This is a genomic window from Pantoea sp. alder81, assembly GCF_020179835.1.
GTDB lineage: Bacteria > Pseudomonadota > Gammaproteobacteria > Enterobacterales > Enterobacteriaceae > Pantoea.
On record NZ_JAIUDA010000015.1, the window covers coordinates 18,395 to 42,494 of the forward strand.

Consider the following 24,100-nt stretch of genomic DNA (forward strand, 5'->3'; position numbering starts at 1 on the left):
TTCCTGATATCCGGATTGGCTACCACGCACCTTGAACGCCCCATCCGTCAAATCACCTTTCTTACACCGCTCTGCTGTGCTGCTACTAGCGTTCCATCGCAGTAAAGGGTATTAACTGCCTTCTGTTTGCTGTATTCTGCTGCATATTGCAATATTTTGCGGTTTTGAGATCGACATGCACAAAACAGCCAGACAAAAATTATTGATGGAGCTGCTGCTTGAACAAGGGCAGGTGGGAATTGGGCAGCTCGTCGAGCAGTTGCAGGTTTCTGCGGATACCGTGCGTCGCGACCTGGCCGATCTGGAAAAACAGGGCCTGGCGCAGAAAAATCATGGAGGTGCCGTGGCGCTGGATCTGTCAGCGATGAATCGCCACCAGCGCAGCGCACTGATTCCCGACGTCAAAATAGAACTTGGCAGGCGAGTGGCGGAAAAAATCCCGGCAGGTGCCACGCTGTTTCTGGATGCGGGCAGCACGGTACTGGCTGTCGCCACGCTGCTAAAAGGCCCTGTAACGGTCATTACCACCTCACTGGACATTGCCCATCACCTCAGTGACAAGCCGGATGTCGAACTTATTCTTTTGGGCGGCAAGTGGGATAAGCAGCAACGCCTGTTTTCCGGCAGCGCCACGCTATCTCTGCTTGAAAAGTATCGTGCAGACATCGCCATTCTGGGTGCCTGCGCGCTGCATGCCCGGTTTGGACTGAGTGCCAGCCAGGAGGGTGACGCTGAGGTGAAGCGCGCCATGCTGGCAGCAAGTAGCGAACACTGGGTGGTGGCCGATCATATGAAGCTCAACCGATGCGAACCCTATCTGGTCGCACCGCTGACCGATATCCATCAACTCTTCCTTGATGCGCCCTGGAACGAGTTCGACGTTACCGGTGCAACGCAGGTCAGCATCACAAATTCTTAATGGCAAGGAGACAGAGATGAGTATTGAAAAAGATATCAACGTTGCACTTATCGGCTACGGATTTGTCGGCAAAACATTTCATGCCCCTTTAATTCAATCCGTTCCCGGTTTGAAGCTTCATGTCGTTTCATCCGGCAGCGAGGAGAAGGTCAAAAAAGACCTGCCTGACGTCATCGTTCTCGACTCCCCGGAAGCGGCCATCCAGCATGCTGATATCGATTTGGTGGTGATCGCCTCTCCCAACGCGACACACGCGCCATTGGCTAAGCTGGCGCTGAATGCCGGTAAGCACGTGGTGGTGGATAAACCCTTTACGCTGGATCTGGAAGAGGCCAGAGAACTCGCGGCACTGGCCCACGAGAAGAAATTACTGCTTTCCGTATTTCAGAACCGCCGCTGGGATACCGATTATCTGGGCGTGAAAAAGGTCATCGATTCTGGCGCGATTGGTCAGGTCAAACATTTTGAGTCTCATATAGACCGCTTCCGTCCGAAAGTGCGTGATCGCTGGAGAGAACACGATATTCCTGGCAGCGGTCTGTGGTTTGATATAGGCCCTCATGTCATCGATCAGGCTCTGCAGCTGTTCGGGCTGCCAGAAACCGTTTCTGGTGACATCGCCGTCCTGCGCCATGGCGGTAAAATCAATGACTGGGCGCACGTCACGCTCAGCTACCCTGAGCATAAAGTGATCCTGCATGCCAGCATGCTCGCTGCGGGAGGCGTATCACGCTTTACCGTACACGGGGATAAAGGCAGCATTGTTAAACCCAAAGCCGATCAGCAGGAAGCGCAACTCCTTGCGGGAGTCGTACCGGGCTCATCTAGCTGGGGCGAAGATCAGGATGATTTGATGGTTTTCGACAGCAATCTGCACGTCACGTCTGTCAAAACGCCAAAAGGCGACCAGCGTCAGTACTACATCCAGGTGTGTGAAGCGCTGGCGGGCAAACAAGCTAATCTTGTCTCTCCCGCTCAGGCGATTGCCGTCATGGCGGTGCTTGAAGCAGCAGTGCGTTCATCGGAGACCGGCACGGTGCAAAAACTCGCGCTTAGTGAAGCGGAAGCCGGTGCGTTTTATCATCTGAGTTAACCGGGCGGGGCTTTCCGGACAATCTTTTATACGCTGGTACAAGCCTGCCAGCGGGTTAAAAGTCTCTGGCAAGCCTGTTGTCATGCATGGAATCAATCGTGCCGCCATGGAATCTCTTATCTCCGGGCGCGGCGCGATTGATGTGTTGATCTATTTCGCGAGATTTTATCTTGGGCAATGAAGGGTGAAATTTGGTGAAATGTATGCGCGATTAGCTACGATCATCATTGCCGTCGATGTTGCTACGCTCCATATCAGAGTGGTTGGAAATTGACCTGATTCGTATTTTGATGCATGATGGCATCAATTTGTGAATCGTATGAGGTAGCGAGATGCGTACTACAGTGACGATTGATGATGTGCTGTATGCCCAGGCTCTGGATATGGCCGATCCAGATATGGACAAGGCTGATATTTTCCGTGAAGCGATGAAAACGTTTGTTCGGGTACAAGCGGCAAAGCGCCTTGCTTCATTGGGTGGCACCGCGCCTGAAATGGAAAGCATTCCCCGCCGTCGCGAGGAACCGTCTGCATAATGTCCATTCTGGTTGATACATCTGTCTGGGTAGATCATTTCAAAAACAGAAATGAAGAGTTAGTGCGGTTACTGAGCGGGGACCTGGTATTGATTCATCCAATGGTGATTGGAGAACTTGCCTGCGGCACCCCGCCAGCGCCCCGCGTGCGCACACTCCGTGACCTGAACTTGTTACCGCAATGCCACCAAGCCAGCATGAGTGAGGTGATGGCATTTATTGAAAATAAAATGCTGTATGGACACGGGTGTGGCCTGGTGGATATCACCTTGCTTGCATCTGCTCTCATCACCCCCGGAGCAACGCTCTGGACGCTCGATAAACGGCTCGTCAAGTTAGCCAATCATCTTAATGTAGGTTATCAGCCTGTTCACTAACCCTAACTTCATCGTTAAGTTATCCCGCCCGCACAATCACAGCGAGATAAACCGCCTTCACAGTCGCTAACAACATCATATCCAACACCAATCAAACGCGTTCCGATATTCGCCGCTGCCAGTTCGGGGATATTTTAACGTCCCTGAGTTGCAACTTATCCTCAAGCTCCAGCCGTATGCCCTCACAATTACTTTCCAGATTGCCTATTTTCTTCTCGAGTTCGCAGACAGTCACTTCCGATGCCACTAATTCCAGCATATGAAAAATTTCGTGGCGCACGTGTTCACCGAAGGTTTTGGCGGATTTATGATGAATCAGCCATTCTGATAATTCTGACTTCTTATATTCGGTGGATTGTTTTCTGTAAAACTGACTGGTTTCGAGTTGTCTGATTTTGACCAGGAAGTGCGTATAAAAACACTGTATCTCACTGAGTTGTTTAATATCCATCACAACCTCATTAAATCAATTTAGTGAAAAATACGGATACCAGCCCAATAAATGGACTGGTATCGATTAGACGAAATTACAGCGGATTATCCGGCGTATCCGCCTGATCATAGGCGCCCCAGATAGTTTGATCGTAATTGATCATTGAACCGCTCATCAGCCCTGACTCATCGCTGGCGAGGAATGCCACGGCGCGCGCCACTTCTTCTGGCGAAATTAAACGGCCAAACGGCTGTTCTGCTGCGGCTTTCTCCAGCCAGTTTTCCTCGGCGCCGTGATAGGTGCGCATAATACGGTCTTCACCTTCCGATGCCATCCAACCGATATTTAGGCCATTGACGCGGATGCGGTTACGCAGCAGCGCATAGGCGGTGTTGCGTGTCAGCGTCGCCAGCGCGCCCTTGGAAGAGCAGTAGGCGGCAATAAAAGGCTGGCCCGCCAGTGATGACATTGAGCAGATATTGACGATGCTGCCTTCAATTTTTTCACGACGCATAACCTTGATCGTTTCCTGCATCAGGAAGAAGGGACCGCGCACGTTGGTGGCAAACATTTGGTCAAACAGTTCAGGCTCCGTATCGAGGATGGTTCCGCGATCGGTCATCCCGCCGGCATTCACCAGAATATCCACGCGGCTGAAGATCTCATCCGTTGTCGCCACCACTTTGCGGCAGTCTTCTACCGAGGAAAGATCGGCACGGACAAATTCAACGCGGGTTGCGCCTTCCGCATTCAGCCGGGCAGCAATCTCTTTTCCTTTTGCTTCATTGCGGCCACAGATAACCACACCCGCCGCGCCATTCTGCGCAAAGTGGCGGGCGATAGCGGCACCTAAACCCTGGGTTCCACCGGTAACAATCGCGACTTTTTCTGAAAACTGATTCATCAGATGATTCCTTCAACAATAGTGTATCCCGCTGCGCTGAGACATTTGCGCAGCGTGCCATTTCCAATACGTGCATATTCCAGCGGTGGGGCTTTGGCCGGATCCTGCTCGGCTTCCACCACAAACCACCCCTGATAGCCAATTTCAGCCAGGGTCCGGGTGATCGCCTCGAAATCGATCATCCCGTCGCCGGGCACGGTATAAACGCCTTTCAGCACCGCATCCAGGAAGCTGTCTTTATTCCAGTCGAGCGATGCTAACACCTCTTTTCTGACGTCCTTGGTGTGAACATGATTGATACGACTGCCGTGTTTTTTCAAAATGCTGAGCGGATCAACGCCCGCAAACGTCAGATGCCCCGAATCAAACAGTAGCCCAACATCTTTGCTGGTGGCTGCCATCAGACGGTCAATATCATTCTCGTCCTCGATCGCCGTCCCCATGTGATGGTGGAAGGCCAGTGGAACACCAAAATCGGTACAAAATTCAGCGAAACGAGAGAGCTTCTCACCGTATTCAGCGACTTGTGCATCCGACAGACGGCGACGCTTTGCCAGCGGGACATTCTGTTGATTCTGAATTGTCCCGGCGGTTTCACCGTAAACCAGGCAAACCGCACCGCAGTCGCGGAAGAGCTGCATTTGCGGCAGCGATTTTTTGATTTCGTCTTCGACGCTGTTATCCAGCAGGGTGCCAGAATACCAACCCGAAACCAGATCCAGCTGATATTCCCGCAGCAGCGGCTTCAACAACTCGCTGGTCTTGGGGAATTTCCCGCCGGTTTCTACCCCCTGGAAATCAGCAAGATGACTCTCACTCAGACAGGTAGCAAGGGGCGTATCCCCGCCGAGCTGAGGCAGGTCGTCGTTGGACCACGCAATCGGGGCAATACCTAATTTGGCTTTCAGCATTTTAATACTCCTGTTAAATGCCTACGCGTTGATTTTTACGCCCGGCAACGTGCTCTTCGCGGGCCTGATTAACACTTTCGCGGGCGCTCACCTCTGGCACCCCGACATCCCACCAGGCATCACCCGGTGTCCAGTCAAAGGCATGCGTGGCCAGCGTTATCACTGTGGTGCGATCGTTGCCTTTCGCCCAGACAATCGCCTCCTGCAATTCATCGAGCGAGTTCACTTTGCGGGCCAGTGCACCCATTGACTGGGCATTGGCAACGAAATCAACGTGGAACGGTTCCTGAACGCGGCAGTCTTTCAACAAGTTATTAAAGGATGCGCCGCCTTTGGCATTTTGCAGTCGGTTGATCACCGCATAGCCGCCGTTGTCACACACGATCAGAATGAATTTATGGCCCGAGAGCACGCTGGAGTAGATGTCAGAATTCATCATCATGTAGGTGCCATCGCCAATCATGACGAACACGTCACGATCCTGTTCGGCCATCGCCACACCCCAACCTGCGGACAGTTCGTAACCCATACAGGAGAAACCAAACTCGCAGTCAAAAGTGCCTGGATTTTTCACCTTCCAGCCTTTCACCAGCTCACCGGGTAAGCCGCCTGCAGCGCTGATGATGTAATCCTCAGGCGCTGCCTGGGCGTTTACTACGCCAATAACCTGTGCGTAGGTGGGATCGTCAGAGGTTTGGGTTCGCTCCTGCCGCGATGCAATCAGATCATTCCAGCCCGCAAAGGCTTTGCGACCACGCTCCAGCCAGCTGCTGTCTGCTTTCCATCCACTCAATGCCGCATCCAGCTCAGTCAGGCCTTCACGCGCGTCACATACCAGCGGAATGGCGCGGTGTTTGTGCGCATCAAAGCGCGCGGCGTTTAAGGCAATAAACTGCGCGTTGTCATCGAATACCGTCCAGGAGCCGGTGACAAAGTCCATCAGACGGGTGCCTACCGCAATAATTACATCCGCATTACCTGCCAGGTCATTGGCTGAGGTCGAGCCCAGGATGCCGACCGGTCCCATATGCAGCGGATGATCGTGGGTCAGGGCGCCTTTACCGGCGATGGTTTCAACCACCGGAATGCCATGCGCCTGGGCGAACTGCTCCAGCGCCTGTTCAGCCTGCGAGTAACGCACGCCGCCGCCTGAAATGATCAGAGGGCGCTTAGCCCGCAGCAACGTTTCTTTGGCACGCGCCAGCAGCTGCGTATCTGGACGTGGGCGCGGCATGCTGTGAACGCGAGGCTGGAAGAAGGCTTCCGGATAGTCATAGGCCATTTCCTGCACGTCCTGGCATACACCAATAAACGCGGGGCCGCAGTCACCCGGATCGAGCATGGTGGCGACTGCCTGCGGCAGGGAGGAAAGAATCTGCTCAGGCCAGGTGATGCGATCCCAGTAACGGGTGACGGCCTTGAATGCATCATTGACGGTCTGCGTAGGGTCATTGAAATGCTCGACCTGTTGCATCACCGGATCCGGCACACGGCGTGCAAAACTGTCACCGCAAATCATCAATACCGGTAAACGGCTGGTATGCGCCACACCCGCAGCGGTCAGCAGGTTGGTGGTGCCCGGACCAATGGATGCCGTAACCACCATAATCTGACGACGCACCATGGCTTTCGCGAAGCCCACGGCGGCAAAGGCCATCGACTGTTCATTCTGACCTCGCCAGGTGGGCAACGTATCTTGTACGGCTTCGAGCGCCTCACCCAGACAGGTCACGTTGCCGTGGCCAAAAATTCCATAGACCCCGGGAAACAGTGGAACGCGTTTCCCGTCAACTTCCGTAAACTGATTGCTCAGGTAGCGAACAATTGCCTGAGCTGTTGTGCAACGAATGGTAGCCATAATGTCACTCACTCTTATGGGACGCTAATAACAGCATCATGGTTTCTATCAACAACGTTATTTGCCTGATGGATAAAATGGCAATAAAAGTTGCAAATTCAGCATGCAGTTATCCCTCCCCAATAAGGGATAAGAGATAACGTTGTTACCTATTAAGCGCGGGAGCGTTTACGCGTTAAATCTGCCTGTTCCCGTTCTGTAATCGTTTCAATGCGCGGCTGCGTTTTTTCCGGATGCAGCGCACTGGCCAGCGCCATGGCTATACTTTGAGCCAGGCAAACCGGCGCGGCCAGTGAACGTGAGAAGCTGTACTCTTCTTCCGGCACCGTGAATAAAACCCGCGCGTTTTTCGCCAGCGGCGACAGCGTACTGTCGGTAATGGCGATAATCGGCAGACCTCTGGCGTGCACCTCATCCGCTATCGCGATAACTTCTTTCGCGTAATGACGGAAGGCGATGGCCATCAGCACGTCATTGTCGCGCATGTTTTTTGCCATCTGCGGCGCCAGTCCGCCTGCGGCATCGAGCAGAACCACTCTGCGATTCAGCATTGTGAACAGATAGCGCAGCAACATCGCTATCGGTTCTGAACGCAGCTGACCAATCAAATAAATGGTGTCAGCGTCCTTCAGCAGGCTGGCGGCATGATCGAGGTCATCCTCCGTCACGTTCTGCAGCAACTCCTGCAGTGTTGCGATATCACGGATCACCAGGCTTTGCAGGAAACCGGCACTGCCTTTTTGTTCATTCTTCTGTAAATCAGCTTCCAGCGCATTGATACGCTCGTTGTAGCCCGGTGCAGCGGTGGCCAGACGTGACTGAAACACGCTCTGCATTTGCTTAAAGCCGCTGTAGCCAAAAACCTGGGCAAAGCGCACCAGCACGGAAGGGTGCAAACCACATTTTGCGGCTACCGCATTGATCGACTCGAGCGCGACGGTGTTCGGGTTTTGCGTGATGTAACGCGCCGCCTGCTTATGTCGTTCAGATAACTTCGCATATCGTTCCGAAATATCGTTAACGACTTGCTCATAGGACTCGTGCGGCAAGGGAGGGGCAGCCGACTTAATTTTGCTTACTTTCGTCATGTTCGGCACACCTCTGAAGCATTGCCTTTCTCAATTTCAACTGTCTTTCGCAATAAAAATTGCAATAAGAACTTCCATGCAATTAGTTCTAACCCATTCGCTGCAGCGATGGAAAATATCTTCGTGATTTTTGTGATAGCACTCTAAGAATTCATTTTAAATTTCATGTCCTCCACTGCTGCAAGATATTCGTCATCATTTTAAATCGTTGAATATTATCAAAATAAAATCACATTTTTGGCGATTCAATCCACGACGCACCCATATTGCAATTTTTATTGCTGTGATCCTACTATTGCAATCATCAGTGCTTGCATGAGCCTCTTGCTCAGTAACAGCAAAGAGTTTCATCAGCCATCGCCCGCTCATTCAGGCCAATGCGGCGAACTCGCCGGGCCCGATTTAGATGCCAAAGGAGTAGTTAACCATGTACGACAATTTTGGACAGTTTATTGATGGCAAATGGTGCCACGGTAACGGCAAGGAACCGATTCGGGTGACTGATCCGGGTAATGGGCAGCTGCTGGGAACGATTCCCGCGGCCTCGACTGAGGATACCTTAACGGCTTTGGCCTGTGCTGAACGTTCATTTGACGGCTGGAAAAATACCCAGGCCTGGCTGCGCGCAGACTTATTACAGGCTGTTGCACGTGAAATGGTGGCGGCCACTGCTGACGCCGCGATCACCATCTCTAAAGAGAGCGGTAAGCCGGTGGCTCAGGCTAAGCGTGAGTGGGAATTGTCCATCGATCAGTTCGTCTGGCATGCCGAAGAGGCGCGCCGTATTTATGGTCGTGTCGTTGAGAGCCGCGTACCGGGTGGTCGTTGTGAAGTGACCCATGAAGCCGTGGGTGTGGTTGCCGCTTTTACCGCATGGAATTTCCCGGTGGTGCTGGTGGCACGCAAACTGGCCCCCGCGCTGGCAGCAGGCTGCACCGTGGTGCTGCGCCCTTCTAATGAAGTGCCGGGTTCCGCCATGCTGATCTTTGAGTGTCTGCGTAAAGCCGGCATTCCTGCCGGGGTGGCCAATCTGGTGGTGGGGCCGACAGCAGATACCTATGAGCCGTTAATCTCCTCGCCGGTGGTGAAAAAAGTCTCTCTTACCGGTTCAACCCAGCTTGGCCAGCAGATGATCCGCGACTCAGCCGCGACCATCAAACGCCTGAGCATGGAGCTGGGCGGTAATGCGCCGGTGATTGTGTTTGACGATGCCGATCTCGAAAAAGCGCTGGATCTCTCCGTGGCGACGAAATTCGCCAACTGCGGACAAGTTTGTGTCACCGCTGATCGTTTCTATGTCCACGAAAGCCTGTATGAGGCCTTTGTTGAAGGGTTTGCCAGCCGCACCAGCAAAATCAAAGTGGGCTACGGCCAGGAAGAAGGCACCGGCATGGGGCCGCTGATCAATACCCGTCGCCTGCAGGCGATTGAGGCCATCGTTGCGGATGCACGTGATAAAGGGGCAAAAGTGGTCACGGGCGGCCATCGCCTTGATATCAATGGCGGTTACTTCTATGCCCCCACCGTGCTGGCCAACGTACCAGACGATGCACTGGCGATTGCCGAAGAGAACTTTGGCCCTATTGCCGCTATCACTTCGTTTACTGACCACGAAGATTTGTGGGCACGTGTTAACAACTCTGCCTATGCGTTATCCGCTTACGCCTTTACCCGCGATCCGGCGCGTATTCGCGAAGCCGTGGCAAAACTCGAATCCGGCATGGTGGGCATTAACAGTTATGCGCTGGCAGCGGCAGAAGTGCCGTTCGGCGGCATCAAAGCCAGCGGAATGGGACGTGAAGGCGGTAGCGAAGGCATTCACGACTATATGAACGTCAAATTAGCCCAGATCGTTGTGTAAGGAGCAGGGATGAAACTCAATAACATTAAAGCGCGCTGGAATGACAATAAAACCGTGTTGAACGGCTGGTTGAGCATCGGTAATACCTTCAGCGCCGAGATTATGGCTCAGCAGGGTTATGACTCACTGACTATTGATTTGCAACACGGTTTTGTTGGCTATGACGAAGCCAAAACCATGCTGCAGGCCATGCGCGCCAGCGGTGTCGCGCCGATGGTTCGTGTGCCATGGCTAGAGCCGGGCATCATCATGAAAGCACTGGATGCGGGCGCCTGGGGCGTGATCTGTCCGATGGTAAATACCGCTGAACAGGCACAGCAGTTGGTTTCGTTTGTGCGCTATCCCCCGTCCGGCAGCCGCAGTTTTGGCCCGACGCGTGTCTCCATCTCGGAGGGCGCAGATTACGGCCAGTATGCTGACGATCACGTGGTGTGCTTTGCCATGATCGAAACGGCAGAAGCCTTCGACAATCTTGAAGCTATCGTGTCGACGCCGGGTCTGGACGGCGTTTACATTGGCCCGGCGGATCTGACCCTCGGTTTGACCGGACGAAAATACCGTACCGGATTTGATCGTGACGAGCCGGAAATCGTCGATGCCATCAAACACATTGTTGATGTCGCACATCGGGCAGGCAAAAAAGCGGGACTGCACAACGGTTCAGCCGCGTATGCCGCTAAGGCAGCGGAGTGGGGCTTTGATCTGGTAACCGTGTCCAACGATGTTCAGCTATTGCGCTCAGCGGCGACCGCCAGCATCCAGCAGTTCAGAGAGCTGAATGAAGGCCAATCAGTAGACAAGCGTTCCACGCAGACAGGGGGATACTGATATGCCACATGTACTGGTCGCGGGAAAAATTCATCAAGCCGGGCTGGCCGTATTACGCCAGGCAGAAGGTATCACTCTGACTCAGGTACAAGAGGTCAGCGTGGAGAGTTATGCCCCTTATCTGGCGGATGCGGATGCGTTGCTGATTCGCACTCAGCCACTGACGGCAAAGGAAATTGCGGCTGCCCCCAACCTCAAAGTCGTCTCGCGTCATGGTGTGGGTTATGACTCCGTGGATGTTGAAGCCCTGACAGAACGTAACATCCCTCTGACGATTGTGGGTGACGTGAATTCGCTGTCGGTTGCTGAGCATACGCTATCGATGCTGCTGGCTCTGGCAAAACGCATTACCTATTTCGACAGTGGCATTCGTGCAGGGGAATGGAACCGTCGCAACAGCTTCTCAGCGGTTGAGATTGCGCACCGCACGCTGTTTATCCTGGGATTTGGGCGTATTGGCCGGGAAGTGGCACGACTGGCACAGAGCTTCCGCATGAACGTGGTGGCGTACGATCCCTATCTCCCGGATGAGGTTTTCCAGCAGCAGAATGTTCGTCGCGTGACCGATATCCAGGCGGGTTTGCAACACGCTGATGCGGTCACCGTGCATTTACCGCTCAGCGGTGAAAAGCCGCTGATTGGACGCGAAGAGCTGGCGTTGATGAAGCCCGGCGCCATGCTGATCAATACCGCACGGGGTGGGATCGTCGATGAAAATGCGCTGGCTGAGTCACTCTCACAAAATCACCTCGGTGGCGCCGGACTCGATGTGTTGAAAGCCGAACCGGCGGACCTGAACGCGGCCCTGCTGCAGCACAGCGATCGCCTGATCCTCACGCCGCACACGGCCGGTCTTACGGAGGAAGCGGCGATGCGTATGTCAGTGTCCGCAGCGGAAAACATCGTCAACTTCTTTAACGGCAGTCTGGATACAAAACTGGTGGTTAATCAGCAGGTGCTCGCCCTGCATGACCTGATGAACCAATTACCTTAACAACAATAAATTACCTCTCTACTGGAGTATGTCATGGTCAGAATCGCCATTCTCGGTGCCGGCCGTATCGGACAAGTGCATGCCGCTAACGTCGCGCGCCACAAAGACGCTACGCTGGTTGCTATTGCCGATCCCTTTATTAGCAACGCGCAGTCACTGGCTGCCACCTGGGGCGGCATCGCCATCGCCGATCCGCTTGAGGCCATCAGCAATCCTGACATTGATGCTGTGATCATTGGCACGCCGACGAACACCCACGTCGAACTGATGCTGGCCGCCGCCAAAGCGGGTAAAGCGGTGCTGTGTGAGAAGCCCGTTGATTTGGATATCCGCAAAGCGGTTGCAGCGGAAGAGGCCTTAGGAGAACAGCGTAAAAAAGTCATGCTGGGCTTCAACCGCCGCTTTGATCCGGGTTTCACTGAAATCAAACAGCGCATTCAGCGAGGCGATATCGGCGATCTCCATCAGGTGATGATCTGCAGCCGCGATCCGGGTCTGGCGCCGTTAGGGTATCTGCAAACCTCCGGCGGCATCTTCCGCGACATGGTGATCCATGACTTCGACCTCGCTCGCTGGATTTTGGGAGAGGAACCCACCGAGATTTTCGCCGTCGGCAGCCGCCTGTTTGAACCCTCGCTGGAGGCGCTCGGTGACTACGACACGGTGATGGTGCAGATGCGTACCGCGTCGGGCAAACAGTGTCAAATCAACTGCAGCCGTCAGGCGGTATATGGCTATGACCAGCGTATGGAAGTGTTTGGTTCAGCGGGCATGTTGTTGAATGACAATTTACGCGAAACCACCGTGCGCCATTACAGCGCTGAACAAACAGAGACGCGCGGGCCGCTGCTGAATTTCTTTATGCAGCGTTACACCGATGCCTATCGTCTCGAAATGGAGGCGTTTATCAGTGCGATCAAAGACGGCACTGACTTGCCCACCACTGTGTTTGACGGTTGCCAGGCGTTACGACTGGCAGACGCGGCGCAGTTGTCGGCGGATACGCATGCGGTAGTGAAGCTCAACTAAGGAGAAGACGATGCGTAAGCTTGGAGTGGGATTAATCGGTACCGGTTTTATGGGCAAATCACACGCGATGGCGTGGCGTGCTGCCGCGTCATTCTCAGGTGAGGTGCAGCCGGTATTGATCAGCGTGGCGGATATCGATGGTGCTGCGGCTGAAAAGGCTGCAGCGCAATACGGATTCCAGCGCTGGACCACAAACTGGCAGGACCTGATTGATGATCCCGAGATAGATGTTATCTCCATCACTTCGCCCAACCGATTCCACGCTGAACAATCTCTTGCAGCGATTGCGGCGGGTAAGCACGTGCACTGTGAAAAACCTTTGGCGCCAAACAGTGCCATCGCCGAAGAGATGTATCGCGCCGCAGAAAAAGCAGGCGTGGTCACGCAGGTGGGGTTCAATTACATCAAAAACCCGTTACTCAAACACGCCAAAGAACTGATTGCGGCGGGTGAGTTGGGCGACATTACCGGCTTCCGTGGCATTCACGCCGAGGATTTCATGACCAGCCCTCAGGTGCCGTGGTCGTGGCGGCTTGATCCCACCGGTGGTGCAGGTGCGGTAGCCGACCTGGGCAGCCATATTCTGGGCATGGCGCGCTTTCTGTTAGGGCCGATTACCGAACTGTTTGCCGATCTGGACACAGTGGTAAAAGCCCGTCCGGAACAGGCGGGTTCCACCGTCCTGAAGCCGGTTGAAGTGGATGATATCGCTCGTCTCACCGTGAAGTTTGCGCGTGGCTGTGCCGGGCATATCGAAGCGAACTGGGTCGCATCCGGTCATAAGATGCAGCTGGGTTTTGAAATCACCGGGACGCGTGGCTCGCTGATTTTTAATCAGGAGCGTTTTAACGAACTGCAGTTATTCCAGTTCAGCGAACGTGAAGGCAGCAATGGGTTCCGCACTATTGTTGCGGGTCCTGAACACGCGCCTTATGGGCTGTTCTGCCCGGCGCCCGGCCATCAGATTGGTTTTAACGATCTTAAAACCATAGAGATGCTGGAGTTTATCCAGTCAATTGAACGCGGTCAGGCGGTTGGGCCAGATTTTAAAGAAGCTTACGAGATCCAGAAGCTGGTGGACGCCTCGCTGGTGTCCTCAAAAGAGCGCAGTTGGGTCTCACTGTAATCACGTAGAGGTGAGAAGGCAGGACGCCCCTGCGAGGCTGGATGCCTCAACTATTCATAGCTCAGTTGAAAGAAAGTTGCTCTGCCTGAAATAATTCAGAACGCTCATCTTTCAATTGTTCTTAATTTAATATTAGAAAGTGCCCGAATATTGAGTGTTGTCTTTCCATTATGCTGGTTTTGGTAATGGGAAAGCCATGCAATAAATCATTATCGTTTGTGCCGTATCTATTGAAGGCTATCGAAATAGACAGGGACGATAATCATTAGCAGTAGAAGTCAACCCTACGTAATAGCAGTAATAATAAAATCATCATATCAGCATCAAGCTGACGTTAACGACTATTGTGGAAGGCCAATATGAAAAAGATCATCTTACTCTGTCTTACGCTCCTCTCTATCAGTCCGTCGGTATTCGCTATTCAGGTCGGTGTCAGTATTGCCCAAATGGATGATGTATTTCTCTCGCGTCTGAGGGGATATATTATTGAACACGCTAAGCAATATCCCGATATGAAAGTCCAGTTTGAAGATGGACAGGGCGCGGTTGATAAACAATTAAGCCAGGTGCAAAGTTTTATTAGTGCCAAAGTGGATGTCATTATTGTTAACCCGGTGGATACGCAGGGCACAAAAAATATGTCTGAAGCGGCACGCAAGGCCAATATTCCGATTATTTATCTCAACCGTATGCCAGCTGATTCAAAAATGGGTAACGGAGTGAGTTATATCGGCAGCGATGAAGTGGAAGCGGGTCGCCTGCAAATGGGCTATCTCGCGGAAATGGTCAAAGATCGCAAAGACGTCAACGTCGCCATTATGAAAGGGCTGCTGAGTAACGATGCTACTCGTTTCAGAACCCAGGGCGCGAAAGAGGTGATCGCCAAGCATCCAAATATGCACGTGGTGCTGGAAGACACCGCTAAATGGATGCGTGAAGACGGTATGAACCTGATGAATAACTGGATCCTCACCGGGCAGAAAATTGACATTCTCTCCGCGAACGCCGACGAAATGGCGATCGGCGCTGCGATGGCCATCAAGAGCAACGGTCTGAATATCGGCAAAGATATTCTGGTCGGCGGGACGGACGGAGGTCCAAACGGTCTGCAGGCCATTAAAAGCGGCATGCTAACGGTGACGGTGTTCCAGGATGCAAAAACGCAGGCATTTGGTGCTGTCGATATGGCGGAGAAAGCCGCTAAAGGCGAAAAACTGCAGGACATTAACTTCATCCCGTTCCAGTTGGTCACGCCACAGAATTACCAAAAGTTTGTGACGAACTAAGCACGATTTCTTTCTGTGTCATTGGCACCTGTGCAGTCGCAGGTGCATTTTTTTCAATCGGGAGTGGATATGAAGACGATTAAAGGTCCTGGCGTTTTTCTTGCGCAGTTTGCGGGAGACAGTGCGCCTTTTAACACGCTGGCAGGCATGGCGGGCTGGGCGGCAGAAAAAGGATTTAAAGGCGTGGAGATCCCGAGTTGGGACACGCGATTAATTGACCTGCGTAAAGCGGCGGAAAGCCAGACCTACGTAGATGAAATTCTCGGTGTGCTGAGTGAGCATGATCTGACGCTTACCGATCTTGCCAGCCACTTACAGGGCCAGCTAGTGGCACTGCATCCGGCATTCGATTTACCCGCCGATAGCTTTGCCCCCGAGGAAGTACGCAATCATCCTGAGCGCCGTCAGGTATGGGCGACAGAGCAGTTGTATCTGGCAGCCAAAGCCTCTCGCCGTTTTGGCCTGACAAAACACGTGACGTTTTCCGGCACCCTGTTGTGGCCCTACCTCTATCCCTATCCGCAGTGGCCAGAAGGGCTGATTGATGAAGGATTCAACGAGCTGGCGCGACGCTGGACGCCGATCCTGAATGCTTATGACGAGCAGGGCATCGATCTTTGCTATGAGATCCACCCGACGGAAGATTTGCACGATGGGCTGACCTTTGAACGCTTCCTGGAAAAAACCGGCAACCACTCACGGTGCCACATCATGTATGACCCCAGCCATCTGGTGCTGCAGGGGATCGATTATCTCACCTACATCGATCACTACCATGAGCGCATCAAAGCCTTCCACGTTAAAGACGCCGAGTTTCGCCCTAACGGTAAAACCGGAGCCTACGGCGGCTATCAGCCGTGGACCAGCCGCGCCGGACGTTTCCGTTCCCCTGGCGACGGGCAAACCGACTTCGGCGCCATTTTCTCGAAACTCACCGGTTACGATTTTGATGGCTGGGCGGTGCTTGAATGGGAATGCTGCTTCAAAAACGCGGAAGACGGCGCGCGCGAAGGGGCGCAGTTCATTGACGAGCATATTATCCGCGTCACCGGCAAATCGTTTGATGACTTCTGTAAGTCGTATGCCGACCCGTCACTGAACAAAAAAATTCTGGGAATTTAAGGAGAAAGTTATGAGTAAGTCATCTCTGCAGGGGCGCCGCATCCGTCTGGGAATGATTGGTGGCGGTGAGGGCGCGTACATCGGTGGCATCCACCGTTTTGCTTCACGCCTGGATAATGAATACGAACTGGTCGCCGGTGCATTTGATGTGAATGCAGAACGTGGGCACGCTTTCGCCGCGCAAAATCATATTGCCGCCGATCGCTCTTATAACGACTACACGGCAATGGTTGCCGCTGAAAGTGCGCGGGAAGATGGCGTGGATGTGGTGGCCATTTGCACCCCGAACTTCACTCATTTCCCGATTGCACGCGCTTTTCTTGAGGCGGGCATTGATGTTATCTGCGAAAAGCCACTGACTTCCACGCTGGATGATGCAGAAGCCCTGGCAGAAGTCGTGAAATCCACTGGTGGTTTTCTTGGCGTCACCTATACCTATTCCGGTTATCCCCTGATCATGGAAGCGCGTCATCGCGTGGCTGAGGGTTTGATTGGCAAGGTGCGTACCGTACAGGTGGAATATCCGCTGGAGTGGATGGCAACCGGTGTGGAGCTGAAGAACAATCAGCAGGCAGCCTGGCGCGTCGATCCGAAGAAAAATGGTCGTGGCGGTTCTATCGGCGATATTGGTACACATGCCTATCATCTGGCGGGCTACGTGACCGGCTTGAAAGCAGAAAGCGTGATGGCCGATCTGGCCACCTTCGTTGAAGGCAGGGCGCTGGATGACAATGCACACGTCATGATTCGCTATGAAGGCGGCGCGCGCGGACTACTCTGGTCATCGCAAGTCGCCATTGGCTGTTCGAACGCACTGCGTCTGCGGGTATTTGGCGAAACGGGCAGCCTGATGTGGTCACAGGAACAGCCCAATGAGCTGATTTTTACCGCGCTGGAAGGCTATACTCAGATCATTAAACGCGGTCGGGATGACCTGTCTGAACTGACGAAAGCACGCACTCGCACCCCGCCGGGACACCCTGAAGGTTACATCGAAGCTTTCACTAACCTGTACAGCGGTTTTGCTTCAGCACTGCGCGCGCGTGACCAGCAGCGTGAGATTCACGGCATCGGTGCGGTCGTGCCGCAGATTTATGACGGACTGAAAGGCGTGGCGTTTGTTGAAGCCGTGGTCGACAGCCATGAACAGGGCACTGTCTGGAAGACACCGAAATACAACTGATTGCGATGATTGATCAATAAAAAAGCCGGGCAGCTTAATCAGCATGCCCGGCTTAGTTTTATCCGCGATTCGTTATAAAGATCAAGGAAGCGCGTAGGCGATAACGTAATCGCCACGGTTGTCATTTGTGCCGGTGCGAGTTGCACCACCTGCCACTACAACCATGTATTGCTTACCGTCTTTACCCATGTAAGTCATTGGAGCGCCCTGACCGCCAACCGGCAGTTGACCACGCCACAACTCTTTACCGGTGTTGTTATCGAAAGCACGCACAAAGTAATCCAGTGAACCGTGGAAGAAGGTCAAGCCACCTTTGGTCACCAATGGACCACCCATGGTTGGCATACCCAGAGGGATTGACAAGCCTGGGGCAACACCATGAATCGGTGCATCTTTAATGGTGCCAACCGGTACCTGCCAACGGGTTTTACCGGTGGTCAGATCGATTGCCGTCATAGAACCAAATGGTGGTTTAAAGCACGGTACGCCCAGTGGTGACATAAACATCCCGCGTTCAACACCCCATGGGGTTCCTAACTGTTCAGAGTATTCACCTTCAGTCGTGGCTTTCAGGCCGCGGCGATCGGCTTCTTCACGCTTAATGAACTGTCCCCACTGCGCCATACGAATATCGTTGACGATCAAGGTGCCAGTCGACATATCTAATGCGCCACCACCCCAGTTAAAGCCACCGTAATAGCCTGGGTAAATCAGCGTACGTTGTTTATCAGTAATTGGAGTGAACGGCCCTTCGCTACGCATTTGCTTGAACTGAATACGGCAGTAGAGCTGATCAAAGATTGATGCGCCCCACATATCGCTCTCTTTAAGCGGCGTGGTACCGACAGAAATCGCAGAGAACGGTTGGGTATCGGCTACCTGCATACCCGGCATAACATCGGTTGGAACTTTACGATTTTCAACCGGGATAACTGGCTGACCCGTACGGCGATCCAGCACGAAGATTTCACCGCGCTTGGTCAACTGAATGAGTACGGGTGTCTTCTGACCATCTTTGCCTGGCAGGTCAAACAAGATTGGTTGGGAGGAAACGTCGTAGTCATACTGGTCTATGTTGGCGGTGCGGAAGTGCCAACGCTCCTTGCCGGTTTTCAGATCGACGGCCACGACGGCATCGTTATACTCATTAGAGTACGGATGGCGGTTGCCGGTCCAGAAGTCAGGCGTCTGGTTGCCCGTCGGGAAATAAGCCAGGCCCAGTTTTGGATCGTAAGCGGCCGTGCCCCAGAAGTTAGGCGTTTCAAGTGGGTAGGTCTCGCCGGCTGGCAGCGGGCTGCTGTCGCTGGCACCGCGTTTCGCATCCCAGGCCCAAAGAATTTTGCCACTGACCACATCATATCCACGTACCACGCCGCCAGGCTCGCCAATGGTGAGGTTATCGTTCAGACGGCCTCCCACCATGATCACGCCATCGGCCACCAGTGGCGCGGAGGTCACGTTATAGCTGCCCTGCTGGCCGCCTTTGGCGTCAGCTGGCATGTTCAGCGTCAGATCGACGTAACCGCCGTTGCCAAAGTCTTCACAGAGTTTTCCGGTTTCGGCATCCAGCGCCACGATGCGGGCGTCAATGGTGGTTTCAATGATACGTTTGCGACAGGTCGCAGCTGAGGAAGCAGGCGTCGCGGCAATTCCGCCAGGGGTCTGGTTATTAGCCGGCAACTGGTCGAGATCGGCATAGCCCACCCCACGGCATCGCTTCCAGCCCTTGTCGCTTTCAAAGACTTTAGCCTGTGGATCAAAGCGCCATTTCTCTTTGCCCGTTGTGGCGTCAATCGCAATCACCTTGCTAAGCGGTGTACACATAAACATCGTGTCACCCACTTTCAATGGTGTGGTTTGATATTCAGCACCATCAATCGCAAGGTCTCCGGTGCGATAGGTCCAGGCTACTTTTAGATCCTTGACGTTGGTGGTATTGATTTGCTTGAACTGTGCGAAGCGCTGTCCCAGGGTATTGCGGCCCCACGCGGTCCAGTCATCACCGCTATTGTCTTCTGCTGCCTGGTCGATAACTTTTGCCGGGCCAGCGCTGGCATCCGCTTCCACTTCCGGATGTACGCGGAACATGCTAGCGAAGATAGCAACGAGTGAAACAACGGCGACCAGTGAAACGATGACCGATGCCATTTTAGGCAGAGCAGGGCGGCCAGCTTCATTGGTGAGAACGGGCGAACATAGTGCAGCCAGTATGAATACAACAAGGAACGCAACGGTGCGCGGAACCAGTTGCCAGAAATCGGTACCGACCTCTGCAAATGCCCAAATGAGGCTGCAGACCAGCAATGCTAAGGACAGATAGAATGTCCATGCTTTAGCGCGGAAAAATCCAACGCCACATACGGCCATGGCCAGTCCCGCGGGTAAATAAAACCAGGAACCCCCAAGGCTGATTAAATAAGCGCCACCACCGGCTAAAGCCAGCCCGAGGATCAGTAAAAATATCCCCACTATTTTTGTGAAAATTGACGTACTACTTTTCATTTTCAGTTAACCCTTGCGTTAAAAAATCCAGCTTTTATAGAAGAGAGTATTTAAAGCGGTTATTGCTCTTGTTGCTTCCTGTCTAAAGTTTTTGAATAAATAAGGCCCATAGGGGCTCGCTCCTTTAAAATGAATTAAGGAGTTAAGGTTTTTGAATAAAGTGGCCATTGGACTATAAAATACACGCGTAAAAATCAGGGCTAATAAATAGCCTTCACCTGATTCAATGGTTTGTATCGACAATCCAGGTGCACGAAATATTAATTTTTAGTGACCAATTGTCAATTTTTTGCGGTTTCGGTTACGCGGCGAAACATTATCATGTACATTTAAATAACAAAAGAACTTAAAGACCTCAAAAAGACCTCAAAATGAAGTTTACCATCAAACAAATTGCAGCTCAGGCTGGCGTGAGCAAGGCGACGGTTGACCGGGCGCTTCATGGTCGAGGAGCCGTACATGCCCGTACTGAAACCCGGATAAAACAAGCGATTAGGGATTTAGAGTTGCAAGAACGAACCAGTCTTGCTTCTGGCAGAACCATTCCCATTGACGTCATTCTCCATACCCCGGAAAGATTCAGTAAATTGGTCTGTGATGCACTTATCGATGAAATGAGTCATTTTGTCTCGTTTCAGCTCCGTTTGCGGTTTCATTGTGTTGAAACTATTAACACGGAAGAAATGAGAAAGCTTATGTTGAAATGTGCCAATGACAGTTACGGCATCATTTTAAAAGCGGAAAATAATCCACTGATCAGTAAAACCATCGAAGAATTACAGCGGCACCGTGTGCCGGTTGTGACGATTGTGACAGACGTAGCGGATAGCAAGCGCCTTCGTTATGTTGGTATGGATAATGTCGTCGCAGGGAAGACGGCCGCTTATTTAATGTCACAGTGGATAAAAGAGGCTGAACTGGATGTCGCGGTGGTATTAAGTAGCCAGCATTTCCTGGGTGAGGCCGAACGAGTTAAGGGATTTTGCCAGGGTTTAAAAATAATGGCACCTTCACTGAATCCTGTCTGGGTGAGTGAAGGCTATGGTGTCGATGGAATGACCTTCGATGTCATGATGAATACCTTAAATCATTACCCAAATTTAAAAGCGGTTTATTGCGTGGGCGGTGGCAATGCAGCCATTCTTCGGGCGTTCAAACAGGCCGGGCGAGATATCGTCAGTTATATTGGCCATGACGTCGATGAAGAAAACCGCTTCCTGCTGACCGATCATAAATTGAATGCGGTGATTCAACATGATCTGCGAAGCGATGCGCGAACGGTATTCCAGACGCTGTTGACGTTCCACGGTTTCCTGCCCGTCATCGAGCCGACCGATCTCTTTTCCAAGGTGAACGTGGTGACGCCTTATAACGTGTAGTGTAAATCGCTGAATTAGAGTTTGCTGAATGTGAAATCAAGAAAATTCCGGCCATACTGGGAATGTGAGAAAGGAATCCATTTCAATTCTAATATCTAACCCTCTTTAATTGTTTCCCTCGATAACAATCACTTCAGGTTATAAACATTTAGTGTGTTTAACGTTTATTTTGCTCAATTGAAGTAAACGCTTGCTCAGCGAATTGTAATAATTATAATTCTCATTCGCCTTCCTGGGTGGATTGGGATCCTGTAGCCGCGCACGTTGCAAACGTGAAAATCTCTCCCTTCAAAAGTTAGGCAAAAAAATATGTTTTACAGGGAATTCTGTCTCTCATTCTGACGGAGGTGGGCGTTTGCGCATCTGAACCCCCACCAGTCATCTCATTAATAACAAATTTCAAAGGATGATAATGTCTCGTTCTTCACGTCAAGCCAGGTTATTAAAGGCGAATAATCATATCGGTGTAGGCCAAACGCTGCCGGTAATCTCTTTACTGGCCTTAGTTGTCGCCACCGCTTTACACAGCCCAAAAGTTTCCGCTGCTGAAACCAGCACCCAAGAGCAAACGCTGGAAGTCACAGCGGCAGCCGGCAGCAGTAATAGCAGCCAGGACACGGATTACAACGTCCCTGTTACGCGCGCAGCCACTAAATTAGCGTTGACCGCGCGTGACACGCCGCAGTCTGTTTCGGTCATCACCAAACAGCGCATGCAGGATCAGAAGCTGGAGACGTTAACTGACGTCTTAACCAACACCACCGGCATCAGTCAATTCAACTCCGGCGCCAACCGCAGCAATTTCTACTCCCGCGGGTTCATGATCGATAACTACCAGATCGATGGCGTGCCAGCACTGGTTGATAGCGCCTGGAACCTGGGCGACACCCTGTCGGACACGGCGGTTTATGATCGCGTTGAAGTGGTGCGTGGTGCGACCGGCCTGATGACCGGCGCGGGAAGCCCGGCGGCCTCTGTGAATATGGTGCATAAGCAGGCAGACAGCAAAACGTTCCAGGGTAATCTTTCAGCCAGCTACGGCAGCTGGGATACCCAACGCTACGTTGCCGATCTTTCCGGTCCGTTGACCGAGTCTGGCAATGTGCGTGGTCGCGTGGTGGCAGGTTATCAGGATGGCGACAGCTGGCTGGATCACTACCATACGCAGAAGAAATTCCTGTATGGCACCGTCGCGGCCGATCTCACCGATTCCACGACACTGACACTGGGTTACGATTACCAGGAAACCAACATACAAGGTGCGACCTGGGGCGGCTTGCCGACGTTCTATCTTGACGGCAGCAAAACCAACTACTCCCGCAGTACCAACCTCGCGCCGGATTGGGCCTATAACAACAGCGATTCCAAAAAGGTGTTTGCCAGCCTGAAGCAGACGTTTAATAACGGCTGGGAGCTCAATCTGAGCGGCTCGCATACTGAAGCCACCATGGACAGTAAGCTGCTGTATATCGACGGTTACTTTGATAAATCGACCGGTATCGGCGTCGGCCCTTATGCAGGCTATGACTTGTTAGGCGGCACCGGTTACAACACCGCGAAACGCAAAGAAGATACCGCAGACGCTTATGTCACCGGTCCGTACGAGCTATTTGGTCGCCAGCATGAGTTAATGGCGGGTGTCACTTATATCCGCCAGCACGATCGCTACGTCAGTGCCTCCACCAGCTTCACCTCGGCAGACGTGGGTGATTTCAATGACTGGGGTAATTATCCGGAACCGGATTGGGACGATCAGGCGCTGTCGCAGGATAATGTGATCCGTCAGAAATCCGCTTACTTAGCCACGCGCATTTCACTGGCCGATCCGCTGCATCTGATCCTTGGCGCCCGTTATACCCAATACAACGCCAACACGCTGACGCAGAATATGGAGAAGAACAACATCACGCCGTATGCAGGCTTGGTGTATGACATCAACGACACCTATTCCGCTTACGCCAGCTATACCTCGATTTTCAAACCGCAGACCTATCGTAATGCGCAGGGTGCTTATCTCTCTCCTGTCACCGGTAAAAGCTATGAAACCGGGATCAAGGGCGACTGGATGAACAGCCGCATCACCGCGTCGCTGGCGGTGTTCCGTATCGAACAGGATCACCTGGGCGCAACCGATTATGCGCTGGTGCCAGGCAGCACGGATTACGCTTACTACGAGCAGAACGGCACAGTGAGTAAGGGCGTTGAATTCGAGATCAATGGCGCAGTGACCGATAACCTGCAGATGACCTTCGGGGCAACGCGCTATGTGGCGAAAGATGGCGAGGATGCCGCGCTGAATCCAACGCAGCCGCGTACTTCACTGAAGCTGTTCACCAGCTATCGCCTGCCGATGCTGCAGGATCTGACCGTGGGTGGCGGCGTGAACTGGCAGACGCACACCTGGGATAACGTAGCGGGACCAGGCGGAACGTCAACGCTGTATGCAGAGCAGGGCAGTTATGCGCTGGTGGATTTGTTCGGTCGCTATCAGGTCACCAAACAGCTCTCCGTGCAGGCCAACCTGAACAATCTGTTCGACAAGAAGTATAACATCGATGTCGGCAGAAACACGGTGTACGGCGAACCGCGTAACGTTTCCATCTCGGCAAACTACCGATTCTGATTCGGCTAAATTCTCCACGGAGAAAGGCCCTGTCATAATCTGATGTCT

21 protein-coding genes are annotated in these 24,100 nt (G+C 52.8%); 14 read left to right on the forward strand and 7 right to left on the reverse strand.

The window, feature by feature from the left end:
- Positions 1 to 175: 175 nt before the first annotated feature.
- From LBW88_RS25070 to LBW88_RS25085, 4 genes are all read left to right on the forward strand, one after another.
- Positions 176 to 919: a DeoR/GlpR family DNA-binding transcription regulator gene (locus tag LBW88_RS25070; RefSeq protein ID WP_224934613.1), complete on the forward strand. Its 744-nt coding sequence runs from the start codon at positions 176 to 178 to the stop codon at positions 917 to 919.
- 16 nt (positions 920 to 935) lie between these two features.
- Complete coding sequence (locus LBW88_RS25075; RefSeq protein ID WP_224934615.1) at positions 936 to 2,012, forward strand: oxidoreductase; 1,077 nt, start codon at positions 936 to 938, stop codon at positions 2,010 to 2,012.
- Positions 2,013 to 2,344: 332 nt separating this feature from the next.
- Positions 2,345 to 2,548 (forward strand): type II toxin-antitoxin system VapB family antitoxin, encoded by a 204-nt coding sequence (locus LBW88_RS25080; RefSeq protein WP_045832076.1) that lies wholly within the window; start codon positions 2,345 to 2,347, stop codon positions 2,546 to 2,548.
- Positions 2,548 to 2,925, forward strand: a complete 378-nt coding sequence (locus LBW88_RS25085) for a type II toxin-antitoxin system VapC family toxin (protein WP_045814982.1) — start codon at positions 2,548 to 2,550, stop codon at positions 2,923 to 2,925. Before LBW88_RS25080 ends, LBW88_RS25085 begins: the two co-directional genes overlap by 1 nt.
- A gap of 91 nt (positions 2,926 to 3,016) precedes the next feature.
- On the opposite strand, the gene LBW88_RS25090 is transcribed toward LBW88_RS25085, so the two are convergent.
- The 6 genes from LBW88_RS25090 to LBW88_RS25115 all read right to left on the reverse strand — a co-directional run bounded on the left by LBW88_RS25090 (position 3,017) and on the right by LBW88_RS25115 (position 8,470).
- Positions 3,017 to 3,376, reverse strand: coding sequence for a hypothetical protein (locus tag LBW88_RS25090; RefSeq protein ID WP_224934617.1), 360 nt, complete (start codon positions 3,374 to 3,376; stop codon positions 3,017 to 3,019).
- A 76-nt stretch (positions 3,377 to 3,452) separates the two neighbouring features.
- Positions 3,453 to 4,262 (reverse strand): SDR family oxidoreductase, encoded by an 810-nt coding sequence (locus tag LBW88_RS25095; protein ID WP_224934619.1) that lies wholly within the window; start codon positions 4,260 to 4,262, stop codon positions 3,453 to 3,455.
- Positions 4,262 to 5,170: a myo-inosose-2 dehydratase gene (gene iolE, locus LBW88_RS25100; RefSeq protein WP_224934709.1), complete on the reverse strand. Its 909-nt coding sequence runs from the start codon at positions 5,168 to 5,170 to the stop codon at positions 4,262 to 4,264. Before iolE ends, LBW88_RS25095 begins: the two co-directional genes overlap by 1 nt.
- A 16-nt stretch (positions 5,171 to 5,186) precedes the next feature.
- Complete coding sequence (iolD, locus tag LBW88_RS25105; RefSeq protein ID WP_224934621.1) at positions 5,187 to 7,031, reverse strand: 3D-(3,5/4)-trihydroxycyclohexane-1,2-dione acylhydrolase (decyclizing); 1,845 nt, start codon at positions 7,029 to 7,031, stop codon at positions 5,187 to 5,189.
- Between the two features lie 152 nt (positions 7,032 to 7,183).
- The gene (locus LBW88_RS25110; protein ID WP_224934623.1) at positions 7,184 to 8,119 is read right to left on the reverse strand and encodes a MurR/RpiR family transcriptional regulator; all 936 of its coding nucleotides are present in this window, start codon (positions 8,117 to 8,119) and stop codon (positions 7,184 to 7,186) included.
- A gap of 195 nt (positions 8,120 to 8,314) precedes the next feature.
- Positions 8,315 to 8,470 carry a hypothetical protein gene (locus LBW88_RS25115; RefSeq protein ID WP_224934624.1) on the reverse strand — a complete coding sequence of 52 codons (156 nt, stop codon included), beginning with the start codon at positions 8,468 to 8,470 and terminating at the stop codon, positions 8,315 to 8,317.
- A gap of 76 nt (positions 8,471 to 8,546) precedes the next feature.
- On the opposite strand from LBW88_RS25115, the gene LBW88_RS25120 reads away from it, so the two are divergent.
- From LBW88_RS25120 to LBW88_RS25155, 8 genes are all read left to right on the forward strand, one after another.
- On the forward strand, positions 8,547 to 9,980 hold the full coding sequence (locus LBW88_RS25120) for an NAD-dependent succinate-semialdehyde dehydrogenase (RefSeq protein WP_224934626.1): 1,434 nt from the start codon (positions 8,547 to 8,549) through the stop codon (positions 9,978 to 9,980).
- 9 nt (positions 9,981 to 9,989) lie between these two features.
- On the forward strand, positions 9,990 to 10,808 hold the full coding sequence (locus LBW88_RS25125; RefSeq protein ID WP_224934628.1) for an HpcH/HpaI aldolase family protein: 819 nt from the start codon (positions 9,990 to 9,992) through the stop codon (positions 10,806 to 10,808).
- 1 nt (position 10,809) lies between these two features.
- On the forward strand, positions 10,810 to 11,802 hold the full coding sequence (locus LBW88_RS25130; RefSeq protein ID WP_224934630.1) for a hydroxyacid dehydrogenase: 993 nt from the start codon (positions 10,810 to 10,812) through the stop codon (positions 11,800 to 11,802).
- 33 nt (positions 11,803 to 11,835) lie between these two features.
- The gene (gene iolG, locus LBW88_RS25135; RefSeq protein ID WP_224934632.1) at positions 11,836 to 12,831 is read left to right on the forward strand and encodes an inositol 2-dehydrogenase; all 996 of its coding nucleotides are present in this window, start codon (positions 11,836 to 11,838) and stop codon (positions 12,829 to 12,831) included.
- A 10-nt stretch (positions 12,832 to 12,841) separates the two neighbouring features.
- Positions 12,842 to 13,957, forward strand: coding sequence for a Gfo/Idh/MocA family protein (locus tag LBW88_RS25140; protein WP_224934634.1), 1,116 nt, complete (start codon positions 12,842 to 12,844; stop codon positions 13,955 to 13,957).
- Between the two features lie 359 nt (positions 13,958 to 14,316).
- On the forward strand, positions 14,317 to 15,243 hold the full coding sequence (locus tag LBW88_RS25145; RefSeq protein WP_224934636.1) for a substrate-binding domain-containing protein: 927 nt from the start codon (positions 14,317 to 14,319) through the stop codon (positions 15,241 to 15,243).
- A gap of 69 nt (positions 15,244 to 15,312) precedes the next feature.
- Positions 15,313 to 16,365, forward strand: a complete 1,053-nt coding sequence (locus LBW88_RS25150) for a sugar phosphate isomerase/epimerase family protein (protein WP_224934638.1) — start codon at positions 15,313 to 15,315, stop codon at positions 16,363 to 16,365.
- 10 nt (positions 16,366 to 16,375) lie between these two features.
- Positions 16,376 to 17,548, forward strand: coding sequence for a Gfo/Idh/MocA family protein (locus LBW88_RS25155; protein ID WP_224934640.1), 1,173 nt, complete (start codon positions 16,376 to 16,378; stop codon positions 17,546 to 17,548).
- An 81-nt stretch (positions 17,549 to 17,629) separates the two neighbouring features.
- Here the strand turns inward: LBW88_RS25155 and LBW88_RS25160 are convergent, their stop codons facing one another.
- Positions 17,630 to 20,050, reverse strand: a complete 2,421-nt coding sequence (locus tag LBW88_RS25160) for a membrane-bound PQQ-dependent dehydrogenase, glucose/quinate/shikimate family (protein WP_224934641.1) — start codon at positions 20,048 to 20,050, stop codon at positions 17,630 to 17,632.
- A gap of 371 nt (positions 20,051 to 20,421) precedes the next feature.
- Here LBW88_RS25160 and LBW88_RS25165 point away from each other — a divergent pair, with 371 nt between their 5' ends.
- On the forward strand, positions 20,422 to 21,429 hold the full coding sequence (locus LBW88_RS25165) for a LacI family DNA-binding transcriptional regulator (protein WP_224934643.1): 1,008 nt from the start codon (positions 20,422 to 20,424) through the stop codon (positions 21,427 to 21,429).
- A gap of 412 nt (positions 21,430 to 21,841) precedes the next feature.
- Positions 21,842 to 24,052: a ferric-rhodotorulic acid/ferric-coprogen receptor FhuE gene (gene fhuE, locus LBW88_RS25170; RefSeq protein ID WP_224934645.1), complete on the forward strand. Its 2,211-nt coding sequence runs from the start codon at positions 21,842 to 21,844 to the stop codon at positions 24,050 to 24,052.
- Positions 24,053 to 24,100: the final 48 nt, after the last annotated feature.